18 protein-coding genes are annotated in these 26,590 nt (G+C 72.6%); 7 read left to right on the top strand and 11 right to left on the bottom strand.

Annotated features, from left to right (window positions below):
* Positions 1 to 21: 21 nt before the first annotated feature.
* The 7 genes from ACIPJI_RS10890 to ACIPJI_RS10860 form a co-directional block, all read right to left on the bottom strand.
* Entirely contained in the window at positions 22 to 1,797 is a 1,776-nt protein-coding gene (locus ACIPJI_RS10890; RefSeq protein WP_402245641.1) for an ATP-binding cassette domain-containing protein, read from the bottom strand.
* Complete coding sequence (locus ACIPJI_RS10885) at positions 1,794 to 3,776, bottom strand: ABC transporter ATP-binding protein (RefSeq protein ID WP_402245639.1); 1,983 nt, start codon at positions 3,774 to 3,776, stop codon at positions 1,794 to 1,796. Before ACIPJI_RS10885 ends, ACIPJI_RS10890 begins: the two co-directional genes overlap by 4 nt.
* 214 nt (positions 3,777 to 3,990) lie before the next feature.
* Positions 3,991 to 4,119: a SapB/AmfS family lanthipeptide gene (locus ACIPJI_RS10880; RefSeq protein WP_053556909.1), complete on the bottom strand. Its 129-nt coding sequence runs from the start codon at positions 4,117 to 4,119 to the stop codon at positions 3,991 to 3,993.
* A 28-nt stretch (positions 4,120 to 4,147) separates the two neighbouring features.
* Complete coding sequence (gene lanKC / locus ACIPJI_RS10875; protein WP_356621096.1) at positions 4,148 to 6,769, bottom strand: class III lanthionine synthetase LanKC; 2,622 nt, start codon at positions 6,767 to 6,769, stop codon at positions 4,148 to 4,150.
* Positions 6,770 to 6,922: 153 nt separating this feature from the next.
* Positions 6,923 to 7,690, bottom strand: coding sequence for an enoyl-CoA hydratase/isomerase family protein (locus ACIPJI_RS10870; protein ID WP_402245636.1), 768 nt, complete (start codon positions 7,688 to 7,690; stop codon positions 6,923 to 6,925).
* A 75-nt stretch (positions 7,691 to 7,765) separates the two neighbouring features.
* Positions 7,766 to 9,013 carry an Ig-like domain-containing protein gene (locus ACIPJI_RS10865; protein ID WP_402245634.1) on the bottom strand — a complete coding sequence of 416 codons (1,248 nt, stop codon included), beginning with the start codon at positions 9,011 to 9,013 and terminating at the stop codon, positions 7,766 to 7,768.
* Between the two features lie 190 nt (positions 9,014 to 9,203).
* Positions 9,204 to 10,430 (bottom strand): Ig-like domain-containing protein, encoded by a 1,227-nt coding sequence (locus ACIPJI_RS10860; RefSeq protein ID WP_356621094.1) that lies wholly within the window; start codon positions 10,428 to 10,430, stop codon positions 9,204 to 9,206.
* Positions 10,431 to 10,628: 198 nt separating this feature from the next.
* On the opposite strand from ACIPJI_RS10860, the gene glgX reads away from it, so the two are divergent.
* A complete protein-coding gene (gene glgX / locus ACIPJI_RS10855; RefSeq protein ID WP_402245632.1) occupies positions 10,629 to 12,932 on the top strand; it encodes a glycogen debranching protein GlgX in 2,304 nt (767 codons plus the stop codon).
* A gap of 32 nt (positions 12,933 to 12,964) precedes the next feature.
* Here glgX and ACIPJI_RS10850 read toward each other — a convergent pair whose 3' ends face one another.
* From ACIPJI_RS10850 to ACIPJI_RS10835, 4 genes are read right to left on the bottom strand one after another with little or no spacing between them, the layout of a single operon-like run.
* The gene (locus ACIPJI_RS10850; protein WP_356621092.1) at positions 12,965 to 13,621 is read right to left on the bottom strand and encodes a response regulator transcription factor; all 657 of its coding nucleotides are present in this window, start codon (positions 13,619 to 13,621) and stop codon (positions 12,965 to 12,967) included.
* Positions 13,614 to 14,888 carry a sensor histidine kinase gene (locus ACIPJI_RS10845; protein WP_402245630.1) on the bottom strand — a complete coding sequence of 425 codons (1,275 nt, stop codon included), beginning with the start codon at positions 14,886 to 14,888 and terminating at the stop codon, positions 13,614 to 13,616. The genes ACIPJI_RS10850 and ACIPJI_RS10845 overlap by 8 nt, the downstream gene beginning before the upstream one ends.
* 32 nt (positions 14,889 to 14,920) lie before the next feature.
* A complete protein-coding gene (locus ACIPJI_RS10840; protein ID WP_356621091.1) occupies positions 14,921 to 15,709 on the bottom strand; it encodes an ABC transporter permease in 789 nt (262 codons plus the stop codon).
* A complete protein-coding gene (locus tag ACIPJI_RS10835; RefSeq protein WP_402245628.1) occupies positions 15,709 to 16,611 on the bottom strand; it encodes an ABC transporter ATP-binding protein in 903 nt (300 codons plus the stop codon). The genes ACIPJI_RS10840 and ACIPJI_RS10835 overlap by 1 nt, the downstream gene beginning before the upstream one ends.
* Positions 16,612 to 16,799: 188 nt before the next feature.
* Between ACIPJI_RS10835 and ACIPJI_RS10830 the strand changes: the two genes are divergently transcribed.
* From ACIPJI_RS10830 to ACIPJI_RS10805, 6 genes are all read left to right on the top strand, one after another.
* Complete coding sequence (locus ACIPJI_RS10830; RefSeq protein WP_402245626.1) at positions 16,800 to 18,758, top strand: ABC transporter ATP-binding protein; 1,959 nt, start codon at positions 16,800 to 16,802, stop codon at positions 18,756 to 18,758.
* Positions 18,759 to 18,877: 119 nt separating this feature from the next.
* Complete coding sequence (locus tag ACIPJI_RS10825; RefSeq protein WP_402245624.1) at positions 18,878 to 20,770, top strand: ABC transporter ATP-binding protein; 1,893 nt, start codon at positions 18,878 to 18,880, stop codon at positions 20,768 to 20,770.
* Between the two features lie 522 nt (positions 20,771 to 21,292).
* Positions 21,293 to 23,314 (top strand): M4 family metallopeptidase, encoded by a 2,022-nt coding sequence (locus ACIPJI_RS10820; protein ID WP_402245622.1) that lies wholly within the window; start codon positions 21,293 to 21,295, stop codon positions 23,312 to 23,314.
* A 162-nt stretch (positions 23,315 to 23,476) separates the two neighbouring features.
* The gene (locus ACIPJI_RS10815; RefSeq protein ID WP_402245620.1) at positions 23,477 to 24,175 is read left to right on the top strand and encodes a response regulator; all 699 of its coding nucleotides are present in this window, start codon (positions 23,477 to 23,479) and stop codon (positions 24,173 to 24,175) included.
* A gap of 49 nt (positions 24,176 to 24,224) precedes the next feature.
* Positions 24,225 to 24,962 (top strand): Clp protease N-terminal domain-containing protein, encoded by a 738-nt coding sequence (locus tag ACIPJI_RS10810; protein ID WP_402245618.1) that lies wholly within the window; start codon positions 24,225 to 24,227, stop codon positions 24,960 to 24,962.
* A gap of 56 nt (positions 24,963 to 25,018) precedes the next feature.
* A complete protein-coding gene (locus ACIPJI_RS10805) occupies positions 25,019 to 26,563 on the top strand; it encodes a histidine kinase (protein WP_356621085.1) in 1,545 nt (514 codons plus the stop codon).
* The last annotated feature ends 27 nt before the right edge of the window (positions 26,564 to 26,590 follow it).

Raw genomic sequence — 26,590 nt, 5'->3', positions numbered from 1 at the left:
CGGTGCGCCGGCCCGGCCGTGTCAGCGGCCCGTGCCGTGCCAGTGCCCCACCAGGTCCCGGTAGAGAGCGGAACGCACGAGCAGTTCCTCGTGTGTTCCGCACCGGGCGTGCGTGCCGTCGAGGGCGAGGACGCGGTCCGCCCGGAGCGCCGACGACAGCCGGTGGGCCACCACCACCAGGGTCCCCGGCCGGGTGGCGAGAGCCCGCTCCGCCACCGCTTCCGTCGAGGGATCGAGATGGGACGTCGCCTCGTCGAGCAGCAGCACGGGCGCCGGGGAGAGGTGGGCACGGCCGAGGGCGATCAGCTGCCGCTCGCCCTGGGAGAGGGTCCGCGGTGTCAGCGTCGCGTCCAGGCCGCCGACCCTGGCCACGAGCGGCTCCAGCTCCAGCGCCCGCACGGTCTCCTCCACGGCGGCTCGCGGAGCCTGCGGGCGCAGGTAGCACAGGTTGTCCCGGAGCGTGCCGGTGAACACGTACGCGTCCTGCGGGAGAAGGGTGCGCAGGTCCGTCAGGTCCGGGGGCGGTGTCGGCACGAGGGGGTGCCCGGCCAGCCGCACCGCTCCCTCGGACGGCGCCAGTGTGCCGGCCACCACCTGGAGGAGTGTCGACTTGCCGATGCCGCTCGGCCCGACCACCGCGAGGTGCTCCCCCTCGGCGACGGACAGGTCCAGCCCGTCCAGGACGGGACGAGCCCGAGACCCGAAGGAGACCCGGACGCCCCGCAGTTCCACGGCCGCCCGGGCGGTCCGGGGGCCCGGCCCGGGGCCTGCGGCGGGAGGGGTGACGGCCGTGTCCGGGTACGGCTCGGTGAGCCGGCCCAGGACCACGAGCAGCCGGGCGCCCGCGGCGCCCAGCACCGTCATCAGCGAATGCAGGGCGGGAAGCAGGGCCTGAAGCAGATAAGTGAGGGCACCTGCCAGCGCTCCCGCCGAGACGCCTTGCCGCAACAGCCACGGCGTGCAGACCAGGAGGAGGAAGACCGGCAGCTGACCGGCCACGGCCACGGCGAGTGTGCGCACGGCCGCCCAGCGGGCCATCGACCGTGCCGCGGCGGCGGCCTCGTCGACGGCGAGCCGCCCCCGTGCGGCGGCCTCGTCCTGCGTGCCGCAGGCGACGATGTCGCGCAGGGCAGTCCGTACGCCCTGCGCGTGCCGGCCGATCGCCTCGTCGGCGTCGAGGTAGCGGTGCTGGGCACGGGCCATCGGCAGCAGCGACATCACGAACAGCGTGACTCCCAGCAGCAGCGGCGGCAGAACGATCAGCAGGAACTGCGGTGCCAGCGACAGCAGGCCGACCGCGGCCCCGGCGGCGACGAAGAAGAAGGAGCGCGCGGTGAGCACAAGCCCCGCGAAGCTGTCCCGGGCGATCTCCGTCTGGCTGGTCAGCCGGGAGACGGCCGTGCCGTCGACCGAGCCGCCGGGGGCGGTGGCCTTGCGCAGCGCGTGCATCACCGCGCGGCGGACCAGAGCGTCGCGCAGCGGCTCCGTCAGGTCGGCGAGCAGGGCGAAGACCCCGCGGGTGACGGGGGCGCCGAGCAGAATCACCCCGGCCGCCAGCGCCAGCCAGAGCAGACCCGTCACGGTGTCCGCCCGCAGGAAACCGTCGTCGAGTGCTCTGGCGACTCCGTAGCCACCGAGGAACGTCTGCACGGACTCGGCGGCGGACAGCGCCATGAGCCCGAACAGGGTCCGCTTCCTGCCCAGGAGGAAACGCCGGGCCGGTGCCGCCAGGCGGCGGGCGGCCACCCGGTCGGTGACGGCGGGGCCGTGAGCGGGCCGGGCGGCGGTCCGGCTCATCGCCCGGCCCCCCGGCCGCGGCGTGCGACCGAGGCGGCGGGCGGCCACCCGGTCCGTGACGGCGGGGCCGCGCCCGTGGCAGACGGGTCCCGCTCAGGCACGTAGGGAGGCGCGGCCGGCGAATCCGGCGCAGGCAGAGGGTCCCCCGCTGCCTGCGGGTGCGGGGCGGCCGGCTGTTCCGGCACGGGCCCGGGGGCGAACACCGCACGGTAGTCCGGGTCCCGCCACAGCTCGCCGTGCGGCGCGACGCGTCGGACGCGGCCCGCCTCCAGCCAGATCACCAGGTCGGCCCGGGCGGCGGTGGACACCCTGTGCGCGACGACCAGCCGCGTGCCGGTGAGCGAGGAACGCGACAGCGCGAGTTCCACCTGCCGTTCCGTGGCGGTGTCGAGGCTCGAGGTCGCGTCGTCCAGGATCGTCAGACGTCCTCGGCGTACGAAGGCCCTGGCCAGCCCGAGGCGTTGCCGCTCGCCCCCGGACAACGGCGCCTGGTCCAGCGGTGTCTCGTACCCCTGGGGCAGCAGGCGTACGAAGCCGTCGGCGTGCGCGAGCACCGCGGCGTGCCGGACCTGCTCCCCGCTCGTGGGGACGGCTCCGGCCGCCACGGCCTCGGCCACGGTGCCGCCGGGGAACTCCGGTCGTGCGAAGGCGTAGGCGACGCAGGCGCGAAGGTCGCTCCGCCCCACCTGGGACAGCGGTACGCCGTCGAGGAGCACCTGTCCCATGTCCGGATCCTCGAGCCGGCCGGCGACGGCGGCGAGGCTCGACTTGCCGGAGCCGGACCGGCCCACCACGGCGGCCGTCGCGCCTCCGGGCACCTTCAGCGTCACGTCCGTGAGCAACGGCACGCCGCCGCGCACCACACCGACCCCTCTGAGTTCCAGGGCGCCGGTTCCGTCGTCCGGCAGGACCTCGCAGCCGTGGGGCATCGGTTCCAGGTCCGCGAGTTCGGCCGTGCGACGGGCCGCGCTGCGGGCCCGCACGAGCGCGCCGAGCGGGGACGCGACCCCGCCGACGCCCGCTGCGAGCGCCGCGTAACGCGAGGCGGCGAGCAGTTCCCCCACGCTCAGGGCGCCTTGGGAGACGCGGACCCCGCCCACGGCGAGGACGGCGGTGACGAGCAGCGGCAGCAGCACGCCGCTGTGCGCCACGGCACGGCCGTGGACGGTCCACATACGCCGTCCGTGCAGGGCCAGTTCGTCGAGCGGGGCGAGGACGCGCCGCGCCTCTCGGCCGAGGGTGCCTGCCGCGGCGACCGTACGGGCGCCCTCCAGAGCCTCCGCCAGCCGCGCGGCGATGTCGGCCTGCACCCGCTGGTAGCGGCCGACGCTCTCGGACGAGTGACGGGCGAAGGCACGCAGCAGCAGAAGCAGCAGCGGAACACCGGCCAGGAACACGGCAGCGGTCCACGGATCGATGAGCGCGAGGGCGACGAGGGCGCCCACGGGGGCGAGCAGTGAGGAGACGATGGTGGCGAGCGCCGCGGGCGCGGCGCCGCTGTCCGCCGCGTTCACACACAGCCGAGCGGCGACGTCACCGGGAGAGTACGGGGCCGCCCTCTCGAGCGGAGTGCCGAGCAGCCCCGTCAACGCCCGGATACGTACCCAGGCGGTGGCGCGGGCGTTCGCCAGTTGGCTCAGCAGGACGCGTGCCGCCTCCAGGAGGACCTCACCCGCCAGCAGCACGGCGCTCAGCGCGAGCCATGGCCCCACCCCGGGGCGTCGGTCCAGCATCAGGTCCAGCGCGTGCCCGATCACGGCGGGTACCGCGAGCGCGCACCCGGCGGCGGCCGTCGAGCAGAGGCCGAGGACGGCGGTGATGAACCAGGTGCGCCGCACCGTGCCGCGCAGCAGTGCGTCTCCTCCGCTCACCGGCGCCGTACGGCCCCTCTCCCGTCGGCCCTCGCCTTGGGACTTCGCGGCCGGCTGCACCGGGTCACGCCGTTCCTCGTCACGCTCGGCCCGTTCCAGCCTCGTCACCCCTCTCCTTCACCCGCCTCGGTCGCTCGTCCCGGCACTCCTCTGCGGAAGCCCCCGGAGGGCGGCGCCACCGGAAGCCGCTCCGGGGCTCGGCCGGGCAGAACCGTCCGCCGCTGTGGGCCCGGCGTTCCGGACGCCGCGGCGCCCCCGGAGATGTCCTCCGGGGGCGCCGGGACTCCGCAGCGACTCCCGCCGCTCGCGGAGCCGCGCCGGATCAGTTGCAGGTGGTCACACTGAGGCTGCTGTCACCGCACAGCAGCAGACTGGCGCGGCTGCCGGTCTCGACGTCGCCGATGGCCTCTTCCTTCGGGGTCTCCATCGACTGCAGGTCGAGAAGGGTCATGATCTTTTCCTCTCTGTCGGGGACGGTGCTACTGACGACCCCTTGACGGGGCCGGTTCTTGGGGGTGCCGCAGCGGCGGCAGGAACGGCAGCTGCGCCGGGCGGTCGCCGAGCGCCGCCGCCAGCGCCAGCAGGCAGCCGGCGGTGCCGGTGGACAGGTCCATCGACAGCCGCATCATCTGCTCGCCGGGAAAGGCCAGTCGGCCTTCGTAGGACATGGCGTGCCAGGCCAGCGAGCGGATCTGACGGCGTACGTCCTCCGCTGTGGTGCCGGGGCCGCCCGTGGTGGTGCGCGCGAGGTGCAGGACCATGCCGGCGGCGCCGCGGAAGAGGCCGGGCTGTGCGTAGAACGTGGCCTGCGCGGCCCGAACGATCTCGCGCCGTGCCTGGTCGAACGTTTCGTCGCGGCGGTGGGCCGCGTAGTCGTCGAGCACCATGCCGATGCCGACGCTGCCCGCTCCCAGGTAGGGCATCGTGCGCCAGCCCTCGTCCACCTGGAGGGTGCCCGCGGCACCGCGCACGCACCGGGACAGGTCGTCGCTCAGCGCCTCGGCCGCGAGGTCGAGCAGAGCGTTGTCCCCGGTGCGTTCGTGCAGCCGCACGAAGAGCAGCGCCCGGCCCGCGGAACCGTGCAGCAGCCCGGTGCGCCGTGGGCTCCGCCCGGTCCCTGCTCCGGCGGGGACGGGGCGGGCCGTCAACTCCACGCAGCGGAGGGCGGCGTCGTGCAGGGCCGTCTCCCCGGTGGCGGCGGCGAGTGCGTCGAAGGCGAGGCCGATTCCGGCCGTGCCGCTGTGCAGGTCGGGCGAGAGGGCCGACCAGTCCTGTTCGAGAATCCGGTGCGCGAGTTCCAGGGCAGGGTCGGTGTGTCCCAGCCGGTGAAGGGTCCAGGCGATGCCGGCGAGGCCGTCGTAGAACCCGAGCGGAGTGCCCGAGTCGGGTGCCTTGGCGTGGCGCAGCAGCCACTCCTCGGCGGCGGGGCAGTCCGGGGAGCCGCTCTCGTGGAGCGCGTAGAGCACTCCGGCGGCACCGTGGCCGAAGCCCGCTCCGCCGCCCGCGGTGGCGAACTGCGCGATGTCGCCGGGGAAGTACCGGTCCTCGCGCTCCGGGGTCGCCGACGCGAGGATCGCCTCGGCCATCGAGTCGCGGCTGCGTGGCCAGTCGTCCGGTTCCGCGGGGAGGAACCGGACAGGTCCCCCCGCCGGCGGGTGGAACGGCCCGCCGGCCGGGTCGCGTCCGATCTCCCGTACGGCCTCGTCGAGGAAGTCGCGGGGCACCGGGAAGTGCCGTGCCGCGAGGTCGGCCAGGTGCGCCGCCTTGTCCCGGTCGACGGCGAGCAGGCTGGTGAGCGGCAGGAACAGGGCGATCCGCAGGCAGGCCAGCGCGTAGCGGTCGACATCGGTGCCGCGCCGGTCGGCGGGTGCGACGAACGCCGGGTGGGCGACGATCTGCCGGCCGCGCTCCTCCACGGGGCGTGCCGCTTCGAAGTCGAGCAGTACGACGGACTCCTCGTCCTCGGCGACCATGATGTTGAACAGGTGCAGATCGTTGAAGACCACCCCGCGCGCATGGACGTCGGCCACCGCCTGTTCGACCAGGCCGTGCGTCCGCATCGCCCACCGGGTGTACTCGTCCAGCCGTTCGGGCGACGGGTCCGCGTCGATCAGCGGGTGCCTGCGGGCGAAGAAGGAGTTGAGGGGGCGGCCCGCCACATGCTCCAGTGCGAGGAAGTGGTGCTCGCCCAGCACGAAGCGGTCGACGACCTCCGGTGTGCAGGCGAGCCCCGACAGCTGCCGCAGCGCCCGGTGCTCCCGGTCCAGGCGGGTCACCGCGTCGGCGCCGTCGGCGGCGAGGCCGGCGTACGGGCGGGCCTCCTTGAGCACGACCCGCCTGCCGGTGGCCTTGTGGTGAGCCTCGTAGACACCGCCGCCGTTGGAGAAGTGCAGCGCCTTGTCGATGGTGTACGGCAGGTCTGTGACGGCCACCGCGCCGCGGGCCTCGAGATGGGGCCGCAGATAGTCGGGCGGGGTGATCCATTCGGGTATGCGGAACACCGGTTCGCGCGCATCGGGCACGAGCGCGCCGGCAGCGTTCTCGATCGCGGGGCGCAGCTCACCGTGCTCGTCGTAGCAGTGGCGGCGGGTGAAGCTCCCGTAGCGCAGGTGCACCGGTCCCGCGCCCCAGCGCAGGTCGCTGAGGATGTACGGACCGGGCTCGCCCTCGAGGAGCGCGGCGAGGTCGGCCGCGATCCGACCGCACCGGGCGTCGTCCGCCGGGTAGACCGTGATGAACTTGCCGCTCGCCGCCCGGTCGGCGTACTTGGCGTTGCGCTGGTGCAGCAGGTAGCGGCTCGGGACGAACTTGAAGGCCACCTCGTGCGCCAGGCAGTACGTCCGGACCTTGGCGAGCACCGACTCCGCGTTGCCGAGGGAGGCGGAGACATGGATCTTCCAGCCCTGGGACGGCAGCGCCTGGTCCACGGGTCGCAGGGCGAGCCAGTCGCCCGTGCGGTGGCTGAGCCAGCCCTCGGGGACCGGCAGCCGCGCCGCCTCGTACAGGGAGCCGTGAGCTGTCCGCGCTGCGAACTCCAGGCGGTGCGGGGCGTCGTAGAAGTGCCTGTCGGCGTCGCAGAAGACCGCGTACCCCTTGTTCACGCACACTCCCTCGGTCGGTGACAGGAGTGACGTTGTCACGCGCCGCCAGGCGCCCGACAGTCACCGCTGTCACCTTCCGAACGTGCGGTACGCACAGGTAACCAGGGCCGGACGCGGCCCGGGACGCAGCCGGGCCGGGCCCGACCGAGGCGGTCAGAGGAACTTGGCCTTGCCCGGACCTTCCTCGACGAAGCTGCGCATGCCGCGTTCCCGGTCCTCCGTGGCGAACAGGCCCGCGAACCAGTTGCGTTCCACGGCGAGCCCGGTCTCGATGTCCGTCTCGAGCCCGGCGTCCACCGACTCCTTCGCCGCGCGCAGCGCCAGCGCGGGTCCCTTGGCCAGTGCCGCGGCCCAGGCGCGCGCCTGCTCGTACACCTCGGCGGCGGGGACGACACGGTCCACCAGGCCGAGGGAGAGCGCCTCTTCCGCCTTGACCATGCGGCCCGTGAAGATCAGGTCCTTGGCGCGGGAGGGGCCGATCAGGCGGGACAGCCGCTGGGTGCCGCCCGCGCCGGGGATGAGGCCCAGCAGGATCTCCGGCTGGCCGAGCTTGGCGTTGTCGGCGGCGATCCGGTAGTCGGCGCAGAGCGCGAGCTCACAGCCGCCGCCGAGGGCGTAGCCGGTGACGGCCGCGACCACGGGCTTGGGGATACGGGCCACGGCGGTGAAGGACTCCTGCAGAGCCCGGGAGCGCACGACCATCGCCGCGTGGTCCATGGCCTGCATCTCCTTGATGTCCGCGCCTGCCGCGAACACCTTCTCGCCGCCGTAGAGGATCACGGCCCGCACGTCGTCGCGGCGGCCGGCCTCCTCCGCGAGATCGCGCAGCCGGTCCTGGACGGCGATGTCGAGGGCGTTCATCGGGGGGCGGTCGAGCCTGATGGTGCCGACGCCTTCGGAGACTTCCAGTGAAACGGTCATGCAGCAGAGGTTAGTGCGCGTTAACGCGTCGGGGCCCGGTGCTGTTGCTCACAGCACCGGGCCCCGCGTCGCGTACTACTTGGTCCACTCGGACCAGGACATGTTCCAGCCGTTGAGGCCGTTGTCCGGAGCGATCTGCTTGTCCTTGGAGTTCTTCACGATCACCACGTCGCCGATGATCGAGTTGTTGTAGAACCAGGCCGACGGGGTGTTCTTGTCGTACGCGCCGCGCACGTCCCGCAGCCCGATGCACCCGTGGCTGACGTTCGCCGAGCCGAACGTCCCGGCCGAGGCCCAGTAGTTGCCGTGGACGAAGGTGCCCGACGTGGACAGCCGCATCGCGTGCGGCACGTCCTTGATGTCGTACTCGCCGCCGAATCCCACGGTGGCGCCGTTCATCCGGGTCACCTTGTACTTCTCGCTGATGACCATCTGCCCGTTGTAGGTGGTGGTCGACGGCGCGCCTGCGGTGATCGGGATGTTCTTGATCTCCTTGCCGTCGCGCACGACCTTCATGGTCTTGGCGCTCGCGTCGACGGTGGAGACCTGGCTGCGGCCGATGGTGAACGAGAAGGTCTTGGCCTGCTTGCCGTACACGCCGGGGCGGCCTTCGACACCGTCCAGGTTGAGCTTCACGGTGACCTTCGTGCCCGCGGCCCAGTACTTCTCGGGACGGAAGTCGAGGCGGTCGTTGCCGAACCAGTGGCCCTCGATCGGCACGGACGGCTCCGCGGTCACCGTGATGGCCTTCTCGACGGCCGCCGGGTCGGTGATGCCGCGGGTGAAGTTGATGGAGACCGGCATGCCGACGCCGACGGTGGAGCCGTCCTCCGGCGTGTAGTGGCCGATGAAGGTGTTCTTGGGCACCAGCGTGGTGAAGGTGGTGTCCTTGGCGGACTCACGGCCGTCCGCGTCCTCGGCGACGGCGTGCACCTTGTACTTGGTGGCGCCCGCCAGGTGCTGCAGCGGCTGCCAGCTGGCGCCGTCCGCGGCGATCCTGCCCTCGATCTTCGTGCCCTTGTCGTCCTGCACGGTGACCGTCGTCAGCTTGCCCTTGGCCGCGGTCACCTTCAGGGCGCCCATGGTCGCGACCGCGTCCGCGCCGTCCTTCGGCGAGATGGTGACCACCGCCTGGGACGCCGCGTTCCCGACCTTGCCGCTGCCGTCCTTGCCGCCCGGATCCTTGTCACCGCCCTTGGCGGAGCTTCCGCCTCCGCAGGCGGTCAGAACCAGCATCGCCCCCATGACCAGACCGGACAGCACGGCGCCCCCGCGCCCGCGTCCGGTTTTGGCCGATGCCCCCGATATCGGCTGCCCGTTCACAGTCGTGTACTCCCCTCGCACGGCCTGGCACCGCCATGGCCCCCACCCCCGCGCGCCTCACGCACGCACGGCGATAGATAATCACACCGCAGGTCGTCAAATGTGCCCCCGAATGTCACCGTTCGGTCCCAAGTCGTCCATCGGACCGTGGTGGGGGCCGCCTACGGGCGGGCGAGAGGGTTACGCCCGGTCAGCGCAGTGCCGAACCCGCCTTCCAGCGCTGCCAGTCCAGGTTCCAGCCGCCGAGGCCGTTGTCCGGTGCGACCGTCCTGTCCTTGGAGCCCACGACCTCCACCACGTCCCCGATCAGGGTCCGGTCGAAGAACCAGCCCGCCGGGGATTCGCTGCTGCCGCCCTTGTCGTCCCTGAGCCCCACGCAGCCGTGCGAGACGTTGTCCGACCCGAAGACGTCGGCGGGGGTCCAGTAGTTGCCGTGCAGGAAGGTTCCGGAGGTGGTCAGCCGGATGGCGTGCGGCACGTCCTTGATGTCGTACTCGCTCTTGCCGTCCTTCTTCGTGAAGCCGACGGTCGCGCCGTTCATCCGGGTCACGTCGTACATCTCGGTGACCACCATCTTGCCGTTGTACGTCGTGGACTTGGGCGCCCCTGCGGTGATCGGGACGGTCGCCAGGACCTCGCCGTCACGCACCACCTTCATCGTGTGCGCCGCCGCGTCGACCCGGGACACCTGGGACCGGCCGATCGTGAAGGAGACGGTCCTGTTCTGGATGCCGTACACGTCGGGCGCCGCCTCGACGTCCCGCAGCCGCATGTCGACGGTGACCTCGGTGCCCGGATCCCAGTACGTGCGGGGGCGGAAGTCGAGCCGCTCCTTGCCGAACCAGTGGCCGACGACCTCCACCGGCGGCTGCGAGCTCACCCGGATCGCCCGCTCCACGGCGGCCCGGTTCTCGATCTTCCGGTTGAAGTCGAAGGACACGATCATCCCGGTGCCCACGGTCGAACGATTCTCCGGTTTGAAGTAGCCGATGAACCGGCTGTTCGGGACCAGGGTCGTGAACGTCGTGTGCCGGGCGGAGCGCCGGCCGTGGCCGTCCAGCGCCACCACGTCCACGCTGTACTTGGCGGCGAGACTCAGCCGGGTGCCCTTCTCGGGCGCCCAGCGCAGCCCGTCGCCGGAGATCCGCCCTTTGACCACGGTCTTCGTGGCGTCCTCGATCCTGGTGACCTCGACCCGCTCCAGCCGCCCGCTGGGCAGCCGCACCTCCACGGTGTCGTCGGGGCGCACCTCCTTCGCGCCGTCCTCGGGAGTGACCCGGATGGTGTCCTTGGTCCCCCGCGGTTTGTCGCCGATGCCCGGCATCCCGCCGGAGCAGCCGGCGAGGCCCGCGATCAGTCCTGCCCCTGCCAGGGCGACCGCGGCCCTGTGCCCTGCCCGCTTCAGTACATGTCTCACGTACCGGTCAACGACGACCACCCGGCGTGGGCAACGTGAACGGCGGGCGATGTTGGGACGGGGGCGGCGCGGGCAGAAATGGTGACAGGACCACGCGTGGGGTGCCGCGGCCGGGACGCCGCGGGCAGTGCTCCTTGCGGGACCTGCCGCCCGGGGGCACCTCGAGCGGGGGCCCGACGAGCCGCGGGAGGCCGGCAGGTGTCGAGCGCAGCCGAGCAGGAGACGGTGGAGAAGGTGCCGGGCGAGCCGCCCGGCACCCGTTCGGCGGTGGCCGGCCCGGCCGCACGCCGTTCGAGGACGGATGCCCAAGAGACGGACACGGGCTCCCGCAGACCACCCGTGTGGCCGGGGGCACCGACCCCCCTCGGCGCGCGGTTCCGGGTGGGGCCGGACGGGGTGGCGGGGACCAATTTCGCGCTGTGGGCCGGCGGGGCGGAGGGGGTGGAGCTCTGCCTCTTCGACGAGCGGGGCGCGGAGACCCGGCTCCCGCTCACCGAACTGACCCATGAGATCTGGCACGGTTTCGTGCCCGGCGTCGGGCCCGGCACCCGGTACGGATACCGGGTGCACGGCCGCTGGGACCCCTGGACGGGAGCCCGGTGGAATCCGGCGAAGCTGCTGCTCGACCCGTACGCGAGGGCCGTCGACGCGGGCGCGGGCAACGACTACGGCGCCTTGCCCCCGGAGGTCTACGGGCATGTGCGCGACTGGCCGGAGCAGCATGTCGCCGACACCGTCCGCGACGAGCGGGACTCGGCCCCGTTCGTCCCCAAGGGGGTGGTCGTCCACGACGACCCCGGCGGCGACGAGTGGATGGACGACCGCAGGCCCAAGACGCCCTGGGCCGACTCGGTCATCTACGAACTGCACGTCCGCGGATTCACCCGGCTGCACCCCGGCATCCCCGAGGAACTGCGGGGCACGTACGCGGGGCTCGCCCATCCGGCGGCGATCGAGCACCTGGTGCGGCTCGGTGTGACGGCGGTCGAACTGCTGCCGGTGCACCAGTTCGCGCACGAGGACCATCTGCTGCGCCGCGGGCTGCGCAACTACTGGGGCTACAACTCGATCGGGTACTTCGCCCCGCACGCGGCCTACGCGGCCACCGGCACCGCCGGTCAGCAGGTCGGCGAGTTCAAGCGGATGGTGCGCGCCCTGCACGCCGCGGGGATCGAGGTCATCCTCGACGTGGTCTACAACCACACGGCGGAGGCCGGCGAGCTGGGGCCGATGCTGTCCCTGCGCGGGATCGACAACCGCGGCTACTACCGTCTCCAGGCGGACGCCCGCAGATACGCGGACTACACAGGATGCGGCAACACGCTGCATGTGGTGCAGCCCCATGTGCTGCGGCTGATCACCGATTCGCTGCGGTACTGGGTGACCGAGATGGGCGTCGACGGCTTCCGTTTCGACCTGGCCGCGGCACTGGCACGCTCGATGCACGACGTCGACATGCTGTCCCCGTTCCTCGCCGTCATCGCGCAGGACCCGGTGCTGCGCCGGGTGAAGCTGATCGCCGAGCCGTGGGACGTGGGCAACGGCGGCTATCAGGTGGGGGCGTTCCCGCCGCTGTGGACGGAGTGGAACGACCGCTACCGGGACTCCGTGCGCGACTTCTGGCGCGGCGCGCTGCACGACGTGCGTGACCTCGGCTACCGGCTGTCCGGCTCCAGCGACCTGTACGCCTGGGGCGGCAGGCGGCCGTACGCGTCCATCAACTTCATCACCGCCCACGACGGTTTCACCCTGCGCGACCTGGTCAGCTACGAGCGCAAGCACAACGAGGCCAACGGCGAGGGCAACCGGGACGGCACCGACGACAACCGCTCCTGGAACTGCGGCGTCGAGGGCGAGACCGACGATCCGGCCGTGCTCGCCCTGCGGGGCCGGCAGCTGCGCAATCTGCTGACCACGCTGCTGGTGTCCACGGGCGTACCCATGCTGGTCGCCGGAGACGAGATGGGCCGTACCCAGGGCGGCAGCAACAACGCCTACTGCCAGGACAACGAGGTCAGTTGGGTGGACTGGTCGCTGCTCGAGCAGCCGGGGCCCGCCGGTCTGCTGAAGCTCACCCGGCGGCTGCTGGAGCTGCGGCACAGCCATCCGGTGCTGCGCAGACGCGCCTTCTTCTCCGGTCGGCCGCAGGCCGCCGACGGGCTGCGTGACCTTGCCTGGTTCACGCCGCGCGGCAGCGAGATGACCGAGGAGGACTGGTACGCGCCGTCCGCCACGCTCGCCCTCTACCTCTCCGGCCGGGACATCCCCGGTCGTGACGCGCGCGGGTGCCAGGTGACGGACGACAGCTTCCTGACGGTCCTTCACGCGGCGGCCGCGCCCGTGGACTTCCGGCTTCCGGGGCCGCCGTGGGCGGCGGCGTACGAACTGGTGGTGGACACCTCGCTCGAGGACCAGAGCGCGGCCCCGGGCACGGTGCTCGAGGGCGGTTGCGTGGTGAGGGTGCCGGGAAGGTCGGTGCTGCTGCTGAGGGTGCGGACCTGACGCGCCGCCGGGCCGGTGACGCGGCCCGGCGTTCAGCCCAGGATGCCGCGTTCGTACGCCAAAGCCACCGCCGCGGCACGGTCCTTGGCGCCGAGCTTGCCGAAGATGTGGGTGAGGTGGGTCTTCACCGTGGCCTCGCTGATGAACAGTTCGCGGGCGATCGCACGGTTGGAGGTGCCCTTGGCGACGAGCTCCAGCACCTCCCGCTCTCGCGCCGACAGACCTTCGCTGCCGGGCGCCGCCGGGGTGCGGACATGCGAGACGAGGCGGGAGGCGACCGCAGGCGAGAGGACCGTACGCCCCTCGGCGGCGGCCCGTACCGCCGTGAACAGCTCCTCGCGGGGCGCGTCCTTGAGGAGGTAGCCGGTCGCGCCGGCCTCGATGGCGGGCAGGGTGTCGGAGTCCGTGTCGTACGTGGTGAGGACGAGGACCCGGGACCGGGCGCCGCGGCGGGACAGCTCGGCGATGGCCGCCACTCCCCCGCCGCCGGGCATGCGCAGGTCCATCAGGACCACGTCGGGGTCGAGACGGGTGGCCAGTTCGACGCCCGCGGGGCCGTCCGCGGCCTCGCCGAGGACCTGGAAGCCGGCCGCGGACTCGAACATGCCGCGCAGGCCGTCCCGTACGACGGGATGGTCGTCGACGACGATCAGGGTGACGGCATGCTCGTTGACAGGGTGTTCAGCCATGGCGGACCAACGGTACGCGAGCGGACACCGCCGTGCCCTGGCCCGGCTCCGATTCGAGGGCCACGGTGCCGGCGATCCGCTCGGCGCGTGCCCGCATGCCGTCGAGCCCGAAACCGCCGGAGCCGGAACGCGGCGCGACAGCGAGGGGGTCGAAGCCCCGGCCGTCGTCGCGGACGTCGAGGGTGACTTCGTCGCCCATGTAGGACAGGGTGACGCCGGCACGTGCGGCGTCCGCGTGCCGGGCGGTGTTGGCGAGGGCCTCCTCCGCGATCCGCAGCAGGGTGGCGGCGACCTCGTCGTGCAGTTGCTCCTCGGTGCCGGTGACGGTGAAGCGGGCCTGCACGCCGGTGCGCCGCGACCAGTCGGCGACGGTCTTCTCCAATGCCTCGGGAAGGGTGGCGTGCTCGAGGGCCGCCGGAGCCAGGTTCTGCACGGAGCGGCGGGCCTCGCCGAGGCTGTGCCGGGCCAGGGCGCAGGCCCGGCTCAGATGTTCGCCGGCGACGTCCCGGTCCTCGGTGGACGTGACGACCTGGAGCTGGGTGATGATGCCGGCCAGGCCCTGGGCGATGGTGTCGTGGATCTCGGCGGCGAGCCGGCTGCGTTCGTCGGCGATGCCCGCTTCGCGGGCCTGCACGAGGAGTTGGGCGTGCAGGCCCGCGTTCTCCTCGAGGGCCTGTTCCAGGCGGGCGTTGGCGAGCTCCAGCGCCTGGATGGTGGCCAGACGTTCCTGGGCCCGCTCGGCCTCCTGGACACCGAAGCGGGCGAAGAGCAGACAGAGGGCGGCGTTGAGGACGTACAGGCCGCCGAAGAGGACCCACTGGAGCGTGGAGGCGGGCGGCAGGCCGCCGGCCTGGGAGCCCGCCATGGTCACGGCGGTGGCCAGCAGCCCCGCGTACGCCCTGCGGCCGGGCAGCAGATGGCCCGAGTCGAAGTATCCGAGAACGGCGTAGGCGGAGAAGAGCGGATTCAGCCAGGCGAGGGCGAAGGCGAGGACGGTCCGCAGGGCGTAGTAGATCTGCCCGGCCCGGGCGTGCTCCTCCTGGTCGGGCCGGCGCACGCCCCACCACACCTGGAGCGCGAGAGCGGCGAGGACCAGTACACCCGCGGCGCGCATCTCCGCGCGGCTCATGAAGTCGCCGGCGACGGCGCCGGCGATCACGGTCGCGAGCCCCAGGAGGGCGTAGGGGCCGTAGCGGTAGAACTGCGCCCAGCGCTCCTCGATCGGTACGGCCGTGCCCGGCCTCTGCACCGCGTCGGACAGCCTCATGCGCCAAGTTTCCCCCACCCCGGCCACGGTGATCACTCCCAGCGGAACCAGCGGACTGCCGCGGCGGTGAGCAGCACGGCCCACAGCCCCGTGACGCCGAGGTCCGTCCAGGCGGGCCAACTGCCCGCCGCCGCCCGGTCCAGGGCCTGTGACGCCGCTCCCAGCGGTGTGAACTCCACGATGCGCTGGAGTGTGCCGGGCATGGTCTGGACGGGCAGCCACACGCCCGAGGTGAACATCGACGGGAAGAAGATCACCGATCCGACGGCGGTGGCGATCTTCTGGTTGCGGGAGACGGCACAGACCGTCGCGCCCAGCGCCAGTGCGCTCGCGGTCGTCAGCACCATGGCGAGCACGTAGCCGGCGGGCTGCCCCGGCAGGGCGACGCCGAAGGCGACGCGGCCGACCGCCAGCGCCAGTACGGCGGAAGCGAGGGCCGCCACGCCGTGCAGGGCGAGCTGGGCGGACAGCAGCACGGAGGGCCTGACCGGGGTGGTCGACATCCGGCGCAGGATGCCGCGTTCGCGGTAGCCGGCGAGGACGGGTGGCATCGCCTGAAGCCCGGCCATGATCATGGCGAGCAGCACGGCGACCGGGACGTAGAGGTCGATGACGCGGCGGCCGCCGATGTCGTCCGACGCCTCCCGGAAGGACGGGATCAGGCCGAGGATCGTCATGAGCAGCGTCGGGAAGAGGAGGATCCAGAACAGCGATCCGGGTTCCCGGGAGAAGAGGCGGGCCTCGGTCCGCAGCACGGCGGCCCACGCCGGGACGCGTGCGGGTGCCGTGGCCGTGCCGGGGGCGGGGGCGGCGGTGGTCATCAGAGCCTTTCTTCCGTGAGGTCGAGGAACGCGTCGTCCAGGGAGGTCTCGGAGACACGGAGCTGACGGGCGGTGATGCCGAGCCTGGCCAGCAGAGAGATCACGGCGGTGACCGTCTCGTCGGTGCCGTGGACGACGATCCGGCCGTCGGTGGTGGTGACGGAGGCGGCCTGCGGCAGCGCGGCCAGTTCCCGCTCGTCGAGCGGGCCGGAGGGGGTGAAGGAGATGACGGTCGACGCGGTGGACCGGCCGATCAGTCCGGCCGGGGTGTCGAGCGCGGCGACCCTGCCCCTGTCGATGACCGCGATCCGGTCGCAGAGGCGCTGCGCCTCCTCCATGAAGTGGGTGACCAGCAGGACGGTGACGCCGGAGTCCCGCACCTCCTCGATCAGTTGCCAGGTGTCCCGGCGGGCACGCGGGTCGAGTCCGGTGGTCAGCTCGTCGAGGACGACGACCCGTGGCCTGCCGATCAGGGCCAGCGCGATGAACAGGCGCTGCTTCTGGCCGCCGGAGAGCTTCGCGAAGCGGTCGCCGAGCTTGGGTACCAGGCCGAGCCGCTCGGCGAGCGGCCGCCAGTCGGCCGGCCGCTCGTAGAAGGACGAGTACAGCTCCAGGGCCTCGCGCACCGTGAGTTTGGGCTGGAGCTCGCTCTCCTGGAGCTGCGCGCCGAGCAGCCGGGTGACCTCCTCGTGGTCGGCCACCGGGTCGAGGCCGGCGACCCTGACCGTGCCCGTGTCGGCGGTCCTGAGGCCTTCCACGCATTCGACGGTGGTGGTCTTCCCCGCGCCGTTCGGGCCGAGGATCCCGAAGATCTCGCCCTCCTCGACGCCGAAGCTCACCCCGTCGACCACGGGCCGGCCACCGTAGGCCTTGTGCAGGTCGTTCACTTGGACTATCGCCATGGCCACGAGGCTCCCGCGCGGCCGCCGGCCGGCACATCGCCCATCACGCTCGAGCCGGCATCGGCCGATCGGTTGATACGGGCGTACGACTTCGGCCCGGCGGGCCCGTGGTTCACCTGGCCGGAGGTGCCCCGCCCGGCGGAAAACCACATGAGCGGTGTCAGTGGTCAACCGTAGGCTCGCACCTGATGCCCACTACACATTCGGATACGTCCGACACCACGGACCGCTCCGCCGTGCGTTCGCTCGTGCGGCTGTGGCCCTATGTGCGCCCGGTCCGCACACGCCTGTTCAGCGCGGCTCTCGTCGCCATAGTGGCCTCCTGCCTCAGCCTGGTCATCCCACTGGTGCTGAAGTGGATCGTCGACGGACCGGTCGCGGCGGGCGATCCGGGTGGGGTCTGGTTCGGGGCCCTGGTCCTGCTGTTGCTGGGTGTCGCGGAGGCGGTGCTGTTCGGCTTCCGGCGGTGGCTGGTGGCGCGGCCCCTCGCGGGCGTGGAGGCGGCCATGCGGGCGGACCTCTTCCGCCATCTGCAGCGCCTTCCGGTGGCCTTCCACGACCGCTGGGCCTCCGGTCAGTTGCTCTCGCGCGGCACCACGGACCTGATGCTGCTCCGGATGTTCCTGGCGTTCCCGCTGACCTTCCTGCTCGTCAACGCCACCACGATCCTGGTCGGTTTCGTGATCCTGCTGGGGCAGGAGTGGACGCTGGGACTCGTCCTCCTTGTTCCCGTACTGCCGCTGGTGGTCGTCTGTTCGCTCTTCGAGGCGCGCTACTCACTGGTCGCGCGGAAGGCACAGGACCAGGTGGGCGACCTGACGACGGTCGTCGAGGAGAGCGTCCTCGGCATCCGCATCATCAAGGGCTTCGGGCGGCACCGCAGCCAGGCGGAGGCGTTCCGGGGTCTTTCGGAACGGCTGCGTGGCACGGAGCTGGGCAAGGCGCGTCTGCTGGGCAGCGTCTGGGCGCTGATCACGATCATTCCCGAACTCGCCATCGGCGCGGCACTGGTGCTCGGCACGATCCAGGTCGCGGACGGCACGCTGTCGGCGGGCACGCTGGTCGCCTTCCTGTCGACGGCCCTGGCGCTGCGCTGGCCGGTGGACTCGATCGGTTTCCTGCTGGCCATGAGCCAGGAGGCGGCGACCGCGGCCGACCGTTACTTCGAGGTGCTGGACGCCGAGGAGGAGCGCGAGACGCACGACGGGCAGGAGACAGCGCCCCGTACGGAGAAGGGGCGCGGGACGGGCGGCGCCGCGGGGGCCGTGCCGTCCGGCGTTCAAGCGGAAAGCGGTGGACTGCGTTTCGAGGGCGTCGGGTTCCGTTACCCGGACGCGCCCGACGGCAGCGCCCCGGTCCTCGCCCGGATCGACCTCCATGTGCGGCCCGGCGAGACCATGGCCCTGGTGGGCGGCACGGGCAGCGGCAAGACCACCCTCACGGCGCTGGTGCCGCGGCTGTACGAGCCGACGTCCGGTCGGATCACCCTCGACGGGCAGGACATCACCACCATGCCGCGTGAACGGCTGCGCGAGCTGGTGTCGGTGGCGTTCGAGGAGCCGACGCTGTTCTCGGCGAGCGTCGCGGAGAACGTCCTGATGGGTGCACAGGGAGCCGACGACGCGGAACTGCGCCGCTCGCTGGACATCGCACAGGCCGGCTTCGTCGACGCGCTGCCGCACGGCGCCGCCACCCAGGTCGGCGAGCAGGGTCTCAGTCTGTCGGGTGGTCAGCGCCAGCGCCTCGCGCTGGCCCGCGCCGTCGTCGGCGGGCCGCGCTTCCTGGTCCTCGACGATCCGCTCTCCGCGCTCGACGTGCACACGGAGGCCCTGGTGGAGGCGGCGCTGCGCCGGGTCCTGGAGGACACCACCGCTCTGGTCGTGGCGCACCGGCCGTCGACGGTGATGCTCGCCGACCGGGTCGCGCTGCTGTCGGGCGGCCGGATCGCCGCGGTCGGCACGCACCACGAACTACTGCGTACGAACGCCGAGTACGCATGGCTGATGTCCGGCGCGGAGGGGCCCGACGGCCCGGTCGACGTGGCAGGCCGGCCCGGGACGGTGTCCGGGGACCCGGACCGCCCGAAGGCGACGAAGGGTCGGACGGACGCGGACGCGACCGCGTGGACTGAAGGGACGGCACGGTGACGACGGGGTCGACGAAGGGGCCGGCGACGGCGCGCCCGGCAGGGCAGACAGAGGGCGCGGCGCCTACGGGACCTGCGGACGGGCCGGCGGACACGTCGGCGGCCGGCCTGGACACACCCGTGGCGGCCCGCCCCGCGACCGGGCCCGCGACGAGCGGCCCCGCGGCCGCGGCCGGCCCTCTCGACGGCACGGCGCCGCCCGGGACAGGTGGGCCGGCGGGTGACCCGTTCGACCGGGACGCCCTGCCCGCGCCGGCCGGCGCGACCGGCGCCCTGCTGCGTTCCCTCCTCGCCCCCCGCCGTGCCCGTGTCGTCCTCGCGGCGGTGCTGCTGCTCCTCCAGCAGGCCGCCGTCCAGGCGGGCCCGTTGCTGGTGGCGTACGCCATCGACCGCGGCGTCCCGGCGTTCCGTGAGCGGGACCACGGGCCGCTGGTCGCCGTCGGCACCGGGTACGCGCTGTGCGCGGTGGCCGCGGGAGCGCTCCAGTACGCCTTCATCCGCGCCTCCGCCCGGGTCAACCAGGACGTGCTCCTCGATCTGCGGGGCCGTATCTTCCGCCACGCCCAGGCGCTGAGCGTCGACTTCCACGAGCGGTACACCTCCGGCCGGCTGATCTCCCGCTCGACGACCGACGTCGAATCGCTGCGCGAGCTGCTGAGCGAGGGACTTCAGGAACTCATCGGCGTCGTGCTCGCCTTCGTGTACATCTCGGCGATGCTGCTCTGGCTCGACCTCGGGATCGGCGGCATGGCGGTCCTGTCGTTCGTGCCGCTCTATCTGCTGGTGCGGGTCTACCAGCGACGGGCCAAGTCCGTCTTCATGAACCGCTCCACGGCGATCGCGGCGGTCATCGTGAAGTTCGCGGAGACCATGAACGGCATCCGGCCGGTGCGTGCCTTCCGCCGCGAGCGGGCCAACGACGCCGACTTCGAGGTGCTCAACCACCGCCACGAACGCACCAACGGCGACGCGCTGCTGGAGATGGCGCGCTATGTCGTCGGCTCCCGGCTCGTCGCCAACACCGCCGTCGCGGCGATGGTCCTGTGGGGCGCGTACCGGGTCGCTCAGGGCACGCTCGCGCTGGGTGTGCTGGCCGCCGCCGTGCTGTACCTGCGGCGGCTGTACGACCCGATCGACCGGCTCGGGATGTTCCTCAACTCCTACCAGTCGGCGGCCGCCTCGCTGGAGAAGATCGCCGGCCTGCTGGCGCAGGAGCCGACGGTCCCCGAGGCTCGCGAGCCGCGTGAGCTGCCGGTGCGCAGGTCCGGCACGCCTGGCCGCGAGGTGGTGTTCGAGCAGGTCAGCTTCGCCTACCGCACGGGCGGGGAGGTGCTGCCCCGGTTCGACCTGACGATCCCGGCCGGGCAGACCGTCGCGGTCGTCGGCTCGACCGGCGCGGGCAAGTCGACCCTCGCCAAGCTGCTGGCCCGCTTCTACGACCCCACCGAGGGCCGGGTCCTGCTCGACGGGACCGATCTGCGGGACCTGGCCGTGCCGGACCTTCGCCGGGGGGTGGTGATGGTGACCCAGGAGGCGTTCCTGTTCTCCGGGACGGTCGCGGAGAACATCGCGCTCGGGCGGCCGGAGGCGAGCCGCGCGGACATCGAGCAGGCCGCCAAGGCGATCGGCGCCCATGACTTCATCGAGTCCCTGCCCGACGGATACGACACGGACGTGCGCAAGCGGGGCGGACGGATCTCGGCGGGGCAGCGGCAGTTGGTGTCCTTCGCGCGGGCGCTGCTCGCCGACCCGGCGGTGCTGATCCTCGACGAGGCGACGAGTTCGCTGGACATCCCCGGCGAGCGGGCGGTGCAGCGGGCGATGGACACGGTGCTCCAGGGCCGTACGGCGGTGGTGATCGCACACCGGCTGTCGACGGTCGAGATCGCGGACCGGGTGCTCGTGATGGAGCACGGCCGGATCGTCGAGGACGGCGCCCCCGCCGAACTGATCGGCGGCGAGGGCAGGTTCGCGGGGCTGCACAGGGCGTGGCGGGACAGCGTGGTCGGCTGAGTCCTCGGCGGGCCGGGCCGCCGGGCCGGGTCCGTCGCACGGGCGGCCCCGGGGCGGTTCGGAATGCCGCCCGATGCCGCCCGTGCCGCCCGCCCGCCCCGGTACGGAATGCCGCCCGATGCCGCCCGTGCCGCCCGCCCGCCCCGGTACGGAATGCCGCCCGACGCCGCCCGTCCGCCCCGGTACGGAATGAGCCACGCCTCGAAGGCCCGTACCGGACCGCGAACAGCCGCGCCGCTACGCCGCCTTCACAGATGCAGACTTCGCCGTGAACATCCGGTTGCTTTCCGGGTCGGGCCGGGGCGAATGCCCGGGCCCTGCCCGGCAACGATCCGCGAAACGTCCGCTGACCGAACATGACCTATCGGGCAACGGACGAATTCCGGCCAACTTCTTGTCGCGCTCCTGACAGAACACGTTCACGGCTGCCAGTCTTCCCCCGATCCACGCACCACAGCTCCGCATGCTCTGCCCGGCCGACCCACCCAGCCGACCGGTACCCCCCTCGCAGAAGGAGTCCGCGTGAGACCCACGCATCGCCGGCGCGCCACCGCGACCGGAGCTCTCATCGCCACCGCCGCCCTTCTCGCGGTCGGCTTCCAGACCGGAACCTCGGCCGCCGCCCAGCCGCAGGCGCCCACCGCCGCGAAGGCGGGCAAGGCCGACCCGGGCGCGCTGCCCAAGAGTCTGTCCCCCGCCCAGCGCGCGGAGCTGATACGCCAGGCGTCCGCCACGACGGCCGCCACCGCGAAGGAACTCGGCCTCACCGCCAAGGAGAAGCTCGTCGTCCGCGACGTCGCGCAGGACCGCGACGGCACCACGCACACGCGCTACGAGCGCACCTACGAGGGCCTGCCGGTGCTCGGCGGCGACCTGGTGGTCGCGCAGTCCGCGACGGGTGCGACCGAGTCGGTCACCAAGGCGTCCCGCGCCGCCCTGAAGAACATCGACACCAGCGCGGACGTCGCGCCGGCCACAGCGGAGAAGCAGGCGCTCGGCGCCGCCAAGGCCGAGGGTTCGAAGGCCACCAAGGCCGAGCGGGCACCCCGCAAGGTCGTCTGGATGGGCACGGGCACGCCCACCCTCGCCTACGAGACGGTGGTCGGCGGGCTGCAGCACGACGGCACCCCGAACGAGCTGCACGTCGTGACCGACGCCGTCACCGGCGACAAGCTCTTCGAATGGCAGGCCGTCCACAACGGCACCGGCAACACCCAGTACAGCGGCCAGGTCACGCTCGGCACGGCCCCCTCGTACACGCTCACCGACACCACCCGCGGCAACCACAAGACGTACAACCTCAACCGCGGCACGTCGGGCACCGGCACCCTGTTCTCCGGACCGGACGACATCTGGGGCAACGGCCAGCCGTCGAACCTGGAGACCGCCGGCGCGGACGCCCACTACGGCGCGGCCCTCACCTGGGACTACTTCAAGAACGTGCACGGCCGCAGCGGCATCCGCGGCGACGGTGTCGGCGCGTACTCCCGGGTCCACTACGGCAACAACTACGTCAACGCGTTCTGGCAGGACAGCTGCTTCTGCATGACGTACGGCGACGGGTCCGGCAACAGCAAGCCGCTCACCTCCATCGACGTGGCCGCGCACGAGATGACGCACGGCATCACCTCCAACACCGCCGGCCTGGTCTACAGCGGTGAGTCCGGCGGCCTCAACGAGGCGACCAGCGACATCTTCGCCGCGGCGGTGGAGTTCAGCGCGAACAACTCCCAGGACGTGGGCGACTACCTGGTCGGCGAGAAGATCGACATCCGCGGCGACGGCACCCCGCTCCGCTACATGGACAAGCCGAGCAGGGACGGCTCGTCCAAGGACTACTGGTACTCGGGCATCGGCAACGTCGACGTCCACTACTCCTCGGGCCCGGCGAACCACTGGTTCTACCTGCTCTCCGAGGGCAGTGGCGCCAAGACCGTCAACGGCGTCAACTACGACTCGCCGACCTCCGACGGCCTGCCGGTGACCGGCATCGGCCGTGAGAAGGCCGCGCTGATCTGGTACAAGGCGCTCACCACCAAGTTCAGCTCCCGCACCGACTACGCGGGCGCCAGGACCGGCACCCTCGCGGTCGCGACGGAGCTGTACGGAGCGGCCAGCGCCGAGGTCAAGGCGGTCACCGACGCCTGGGCCGGCATCAACGTCGGCTCCCGCCCCGGCGGCGGCGACCCGGACCCGGGCACGGTCTTCGAGAACACGGCGGACGTCAGCATCCCGGACGCGGGCGCCGCGGTGACCTCCTCGGTCAACGTCACCGGCCGCACCGGCAACGCCCCGTCCACCCTTCAGGTCGGCGTCGACATCGTGCACACGTGGCGCGGTGACCTGGTCATCGACCTGCTCGCCCCGGACGGCACCGCGTACCGCCTGAAGGGCTCGAGCGGTTCGGACTCGGCGGACAACGTCAAGGCGACCTACACCGTCAACGCCTCGAGCGAGGTCGCCAACGGCACCTGGAAGCTGCGGGTGCAGGACGTGGCCCGCTACGACACCGGCTACATCAACAGCTTCAAGCTCACCTTCTGAGGCTGACCGCACATCCCTGATCCGGGGCGCTGCCCGGGACGCCACAACGGCTCCCGGGCAGCGCCCTCCCACGTCCGGGGCCGACCCCTCCGCCGCACCCGTCCGCCGGCGTGCCGACCGGGAGTTGATCCACCCGGCGGGCGGGATGTCTAGGCTGACGGCATGACCACCTTCGCCGGCCCGACCGACACCAGCGCCCCTCCCGTACGGGTCCTGCTCGCCGACGACGAGACCATGATGCGCGCCGGGGTGCGGGCGATCCTGGCCGCCGATCCGGGCGTCGAGGTGGTCGCGGAGGCCGGTGACGGGCGTCAGGCCGTCGAACTCACCGTGGGGCACCGGCCGGACGTCGCCCTGCTCGACATCCGGATGCCACGGCTCGACGGGCTCGCCGCCGCGGAGGAGCTGCGGCGCGTGGCGCCCGGGACGGCGGTGGTCATGCTCACCACCTTCTCGGAGGACGAGTACATCGAGCGGGCCCTGGGCGCGGGGGTGAGCGGGTTCCTGCTGAAGTCCGGGGACCCCAGGGAGCTGATCGCGGGCGTGCGGGCGGCGGCCGGGGGCGCCGCCTGCCTGTCCCCCGAGATCGCGCGTCGCGTGCTCGACCGGCTCGGCGCGGGACGGATGTCGCGGGCGGCGGAGGCCCGGACGGCGCTGGAGCCGTTGACCGGCCGCGAGCGGGAGGTCGTGGCGCTGGTGGGGGCCGGCCTGTCCAACGCGGAGATCGCGGCGCGGCTGTACGTGGTGGAAGGCACGGTCAAGGCGCATGTCAGCGCCGTCCTCGGCAGGCTGGAACTGAGGAACCGGGTGCAGCTGGCGATTCTGGCGTACGAGGCGGGGCTGGTGGCGGACACCCCGTGATCGTCAACTTCGGGTTGACGATCCTCGTGCGTCAACCTAAGGTTGTCGCATGACCGATCCTGTGCGTCTCACGCATCCCGTGCGCCTCGACGATCTGATCGAGGCGATCAAGAAGGTCCACTCCCAGCCGCTCGACCAGCTGTCCGACGCGGTGCTCGCCGCCGGTCACCTCGGCGACATCGCCGACCACCTCATCGGCCACTTCGTCGACCAGGCCCGCCGCTCCGGCGCCTCATGGACCGAGATCGGCACCTCCATGGGCGTCACCAAACAGGCGGCCCAGAAGCGCTTCGTGACCAAGGAGTCCGACCAGCCGGCCGACCTCGACCCGAGCCAGGGCTTCAGCCGGTTCACCCCCCGGGCCAGGAACGTCGTCGCGGCGGCGGCCAACGAGGCCCGCGAGGCCCGCAACACCCACGTCGGCACCCAGCACCTGACGCTCGGGCTGCTCGCCGAACCCGACGGCCTCGCGGCCAAGGCCCTCGCCGCCCAGGGCGCCGACGCCGACCGGGTCCGCGCCGCGGTGACGGCCGTCCTCCCGCCCGCCGCCGACGAACTGCCCGAACTCGCCCCGTACGACGCCCGCGCCCGCAAGGTCCTGGAGCTCACCTTCCGCGAGGCCCTGCGCCTCGGGCACAACTACATCGGCACCGAGCACCTCCTGCTGGCCCTGCTGGAGGCCGAGGACGGCAGCGGCCCGCTGTCGGAGCTCGGCGTCGACAAGACCGCCGCCGAGCATCATGTGACCGAGGCGCTCGCCGCCGTCACGGCCGCCCGGGGGCAGTGACAGTCCCCCACTTTCGTCAAAGGCCCCGGGCACGGGGCCTTTGACAGGGTGGGGGCATGCGCAGAGAGAACGCCCGCGAACGCCTCACCGACCTCGCCCTGTGGGTGGTGCTCGGCAGCTGCGTCCTGCTCCGCTCCGACCCGAACGACGGCGGCTCGTGGTGGTGGGTCGGCACCGGCGTCCCCATGCTCGGCCTCGCGGTCCTGCTGTGCCGGTCGTGGCCGCTCGTGTCCCTGCTCGTCGCCGTCTCCCTCAGCGCCTGGCAGACACCGGAACTCTTCACCGCCTCCTACGCACCCGCCATGGCCGCCTTCGGGTATCTCTCCGGCCGCCGCACGGCGACCGCCCGCCCGGCGCTGCTCACCTTCGCCGGCATCGCGGCGGCGGGGCTGGTCCTCGGCCTGGCGCTGGAGGACCTGTGGACCTGGTTCGCCCTCCTGATCACGCTGCTGTTCGCCGTCGTCGTCCCCTGGCTGGTCGGCCGCTACGTGCGCCAGTACGCCCAACTCGTCTCGACCGGCTGGCAGCTGGCCGACCGCATGGAACGGGAACAGCAGGCGGTGGCCGACCGGGAGCGGCTGCGTGAGCGGTCGCGGATCGCCGGGGACATGCACGACTCGCTCGGCCACGACCTGTCGCTGATCGGCGTACGGGCCGCGGCCCTGGAGGTCGACGCGAGCCTCGGGCCCCGGCAGCAGCAGGCGGCCCGCGAACTCCGCGAGGCGGCGGCGGAGGCGACCGCCCGGCTGCGGGACATCGTCGGTGTGCTGCGCGCCGACGGGGAGCCCGCCCCGACCGCGCCCAGCGGGGAGACGGTGGGCGCACTGGTGGAACGGGCCCGCGACTCGGGCCTCGACGTACACCTCCACGAGGAGGGCCCGCGCGCCGGCCTTCCGCCGATGACCGCCCGGGCCGTGCACCGCGTCGTCCAGGAGTCCCTGACGAACGCGGCGAAGCACGCGCCCGGCGCGGTGGTGCGCGTCGCGCTGTCCTACGGCGACGCCGGCGTCACCGTCCGCGTCACCAACTCCCTTCCGCCGTCCGCCCCTTCCCCCGCTCCGGGCGGAACGGGCCTCGTCGGCCTGGACGAACGGGTCCGCCTGGCGGGCGGCACGCTCACCCACGGCCCGGACGCGGACGGCTTCACGGTGACGGCCCGTCTCCCGCTGTCGTCCGGCGCCGCCCCCGCACCGCCGGCGGCCCCCACGGCGGCCCGCGAACTCGACGACGCCCGCCGCCGCGTACGGCGCGGCCTGCTCCAGGCCCTGACCGTCCCGGTCGCTGTCGGCGCGGTACTGGCCCTGCTGATCCTCGGCTTCCGCTTCTGGAGCGACTCCCGCACCGTGATGGAACGTGCCCAGTACGACCGCATCCGCGTGGGCGACACCCGCGCGGACGTCCTCACCCGCCTCCCCCGCCTCTCCCTGGACGGCCCGCCGTCGGGCGTCCAGCCGGAGCCGGCGGACGCGGGCCGCTGCGAGTACTACCGCGCGAAGAAGTACGAGACGACGCCGGCGTACCGGCTCTGCTTCAAGGACGACCGCCTGACGTCGAAGACGATCGTGACGGACGTCGACAACGAGGAGGACCGCCCCCGGTGACACCGGGGACGGTCCTCGCCCGTCATG

Source organism: Streptomyces sp. NPDC086835 (genome assembly GCF_044745705.1).
Classification (GTDB): Bacteria; Actinomycetota; Actinomycetes; order Streptomycetales; family Streptomycetaceae; genus Streptomyces.
This window is presented reverse-complemented; position numbering and strand designations above follow the sequence as displayed.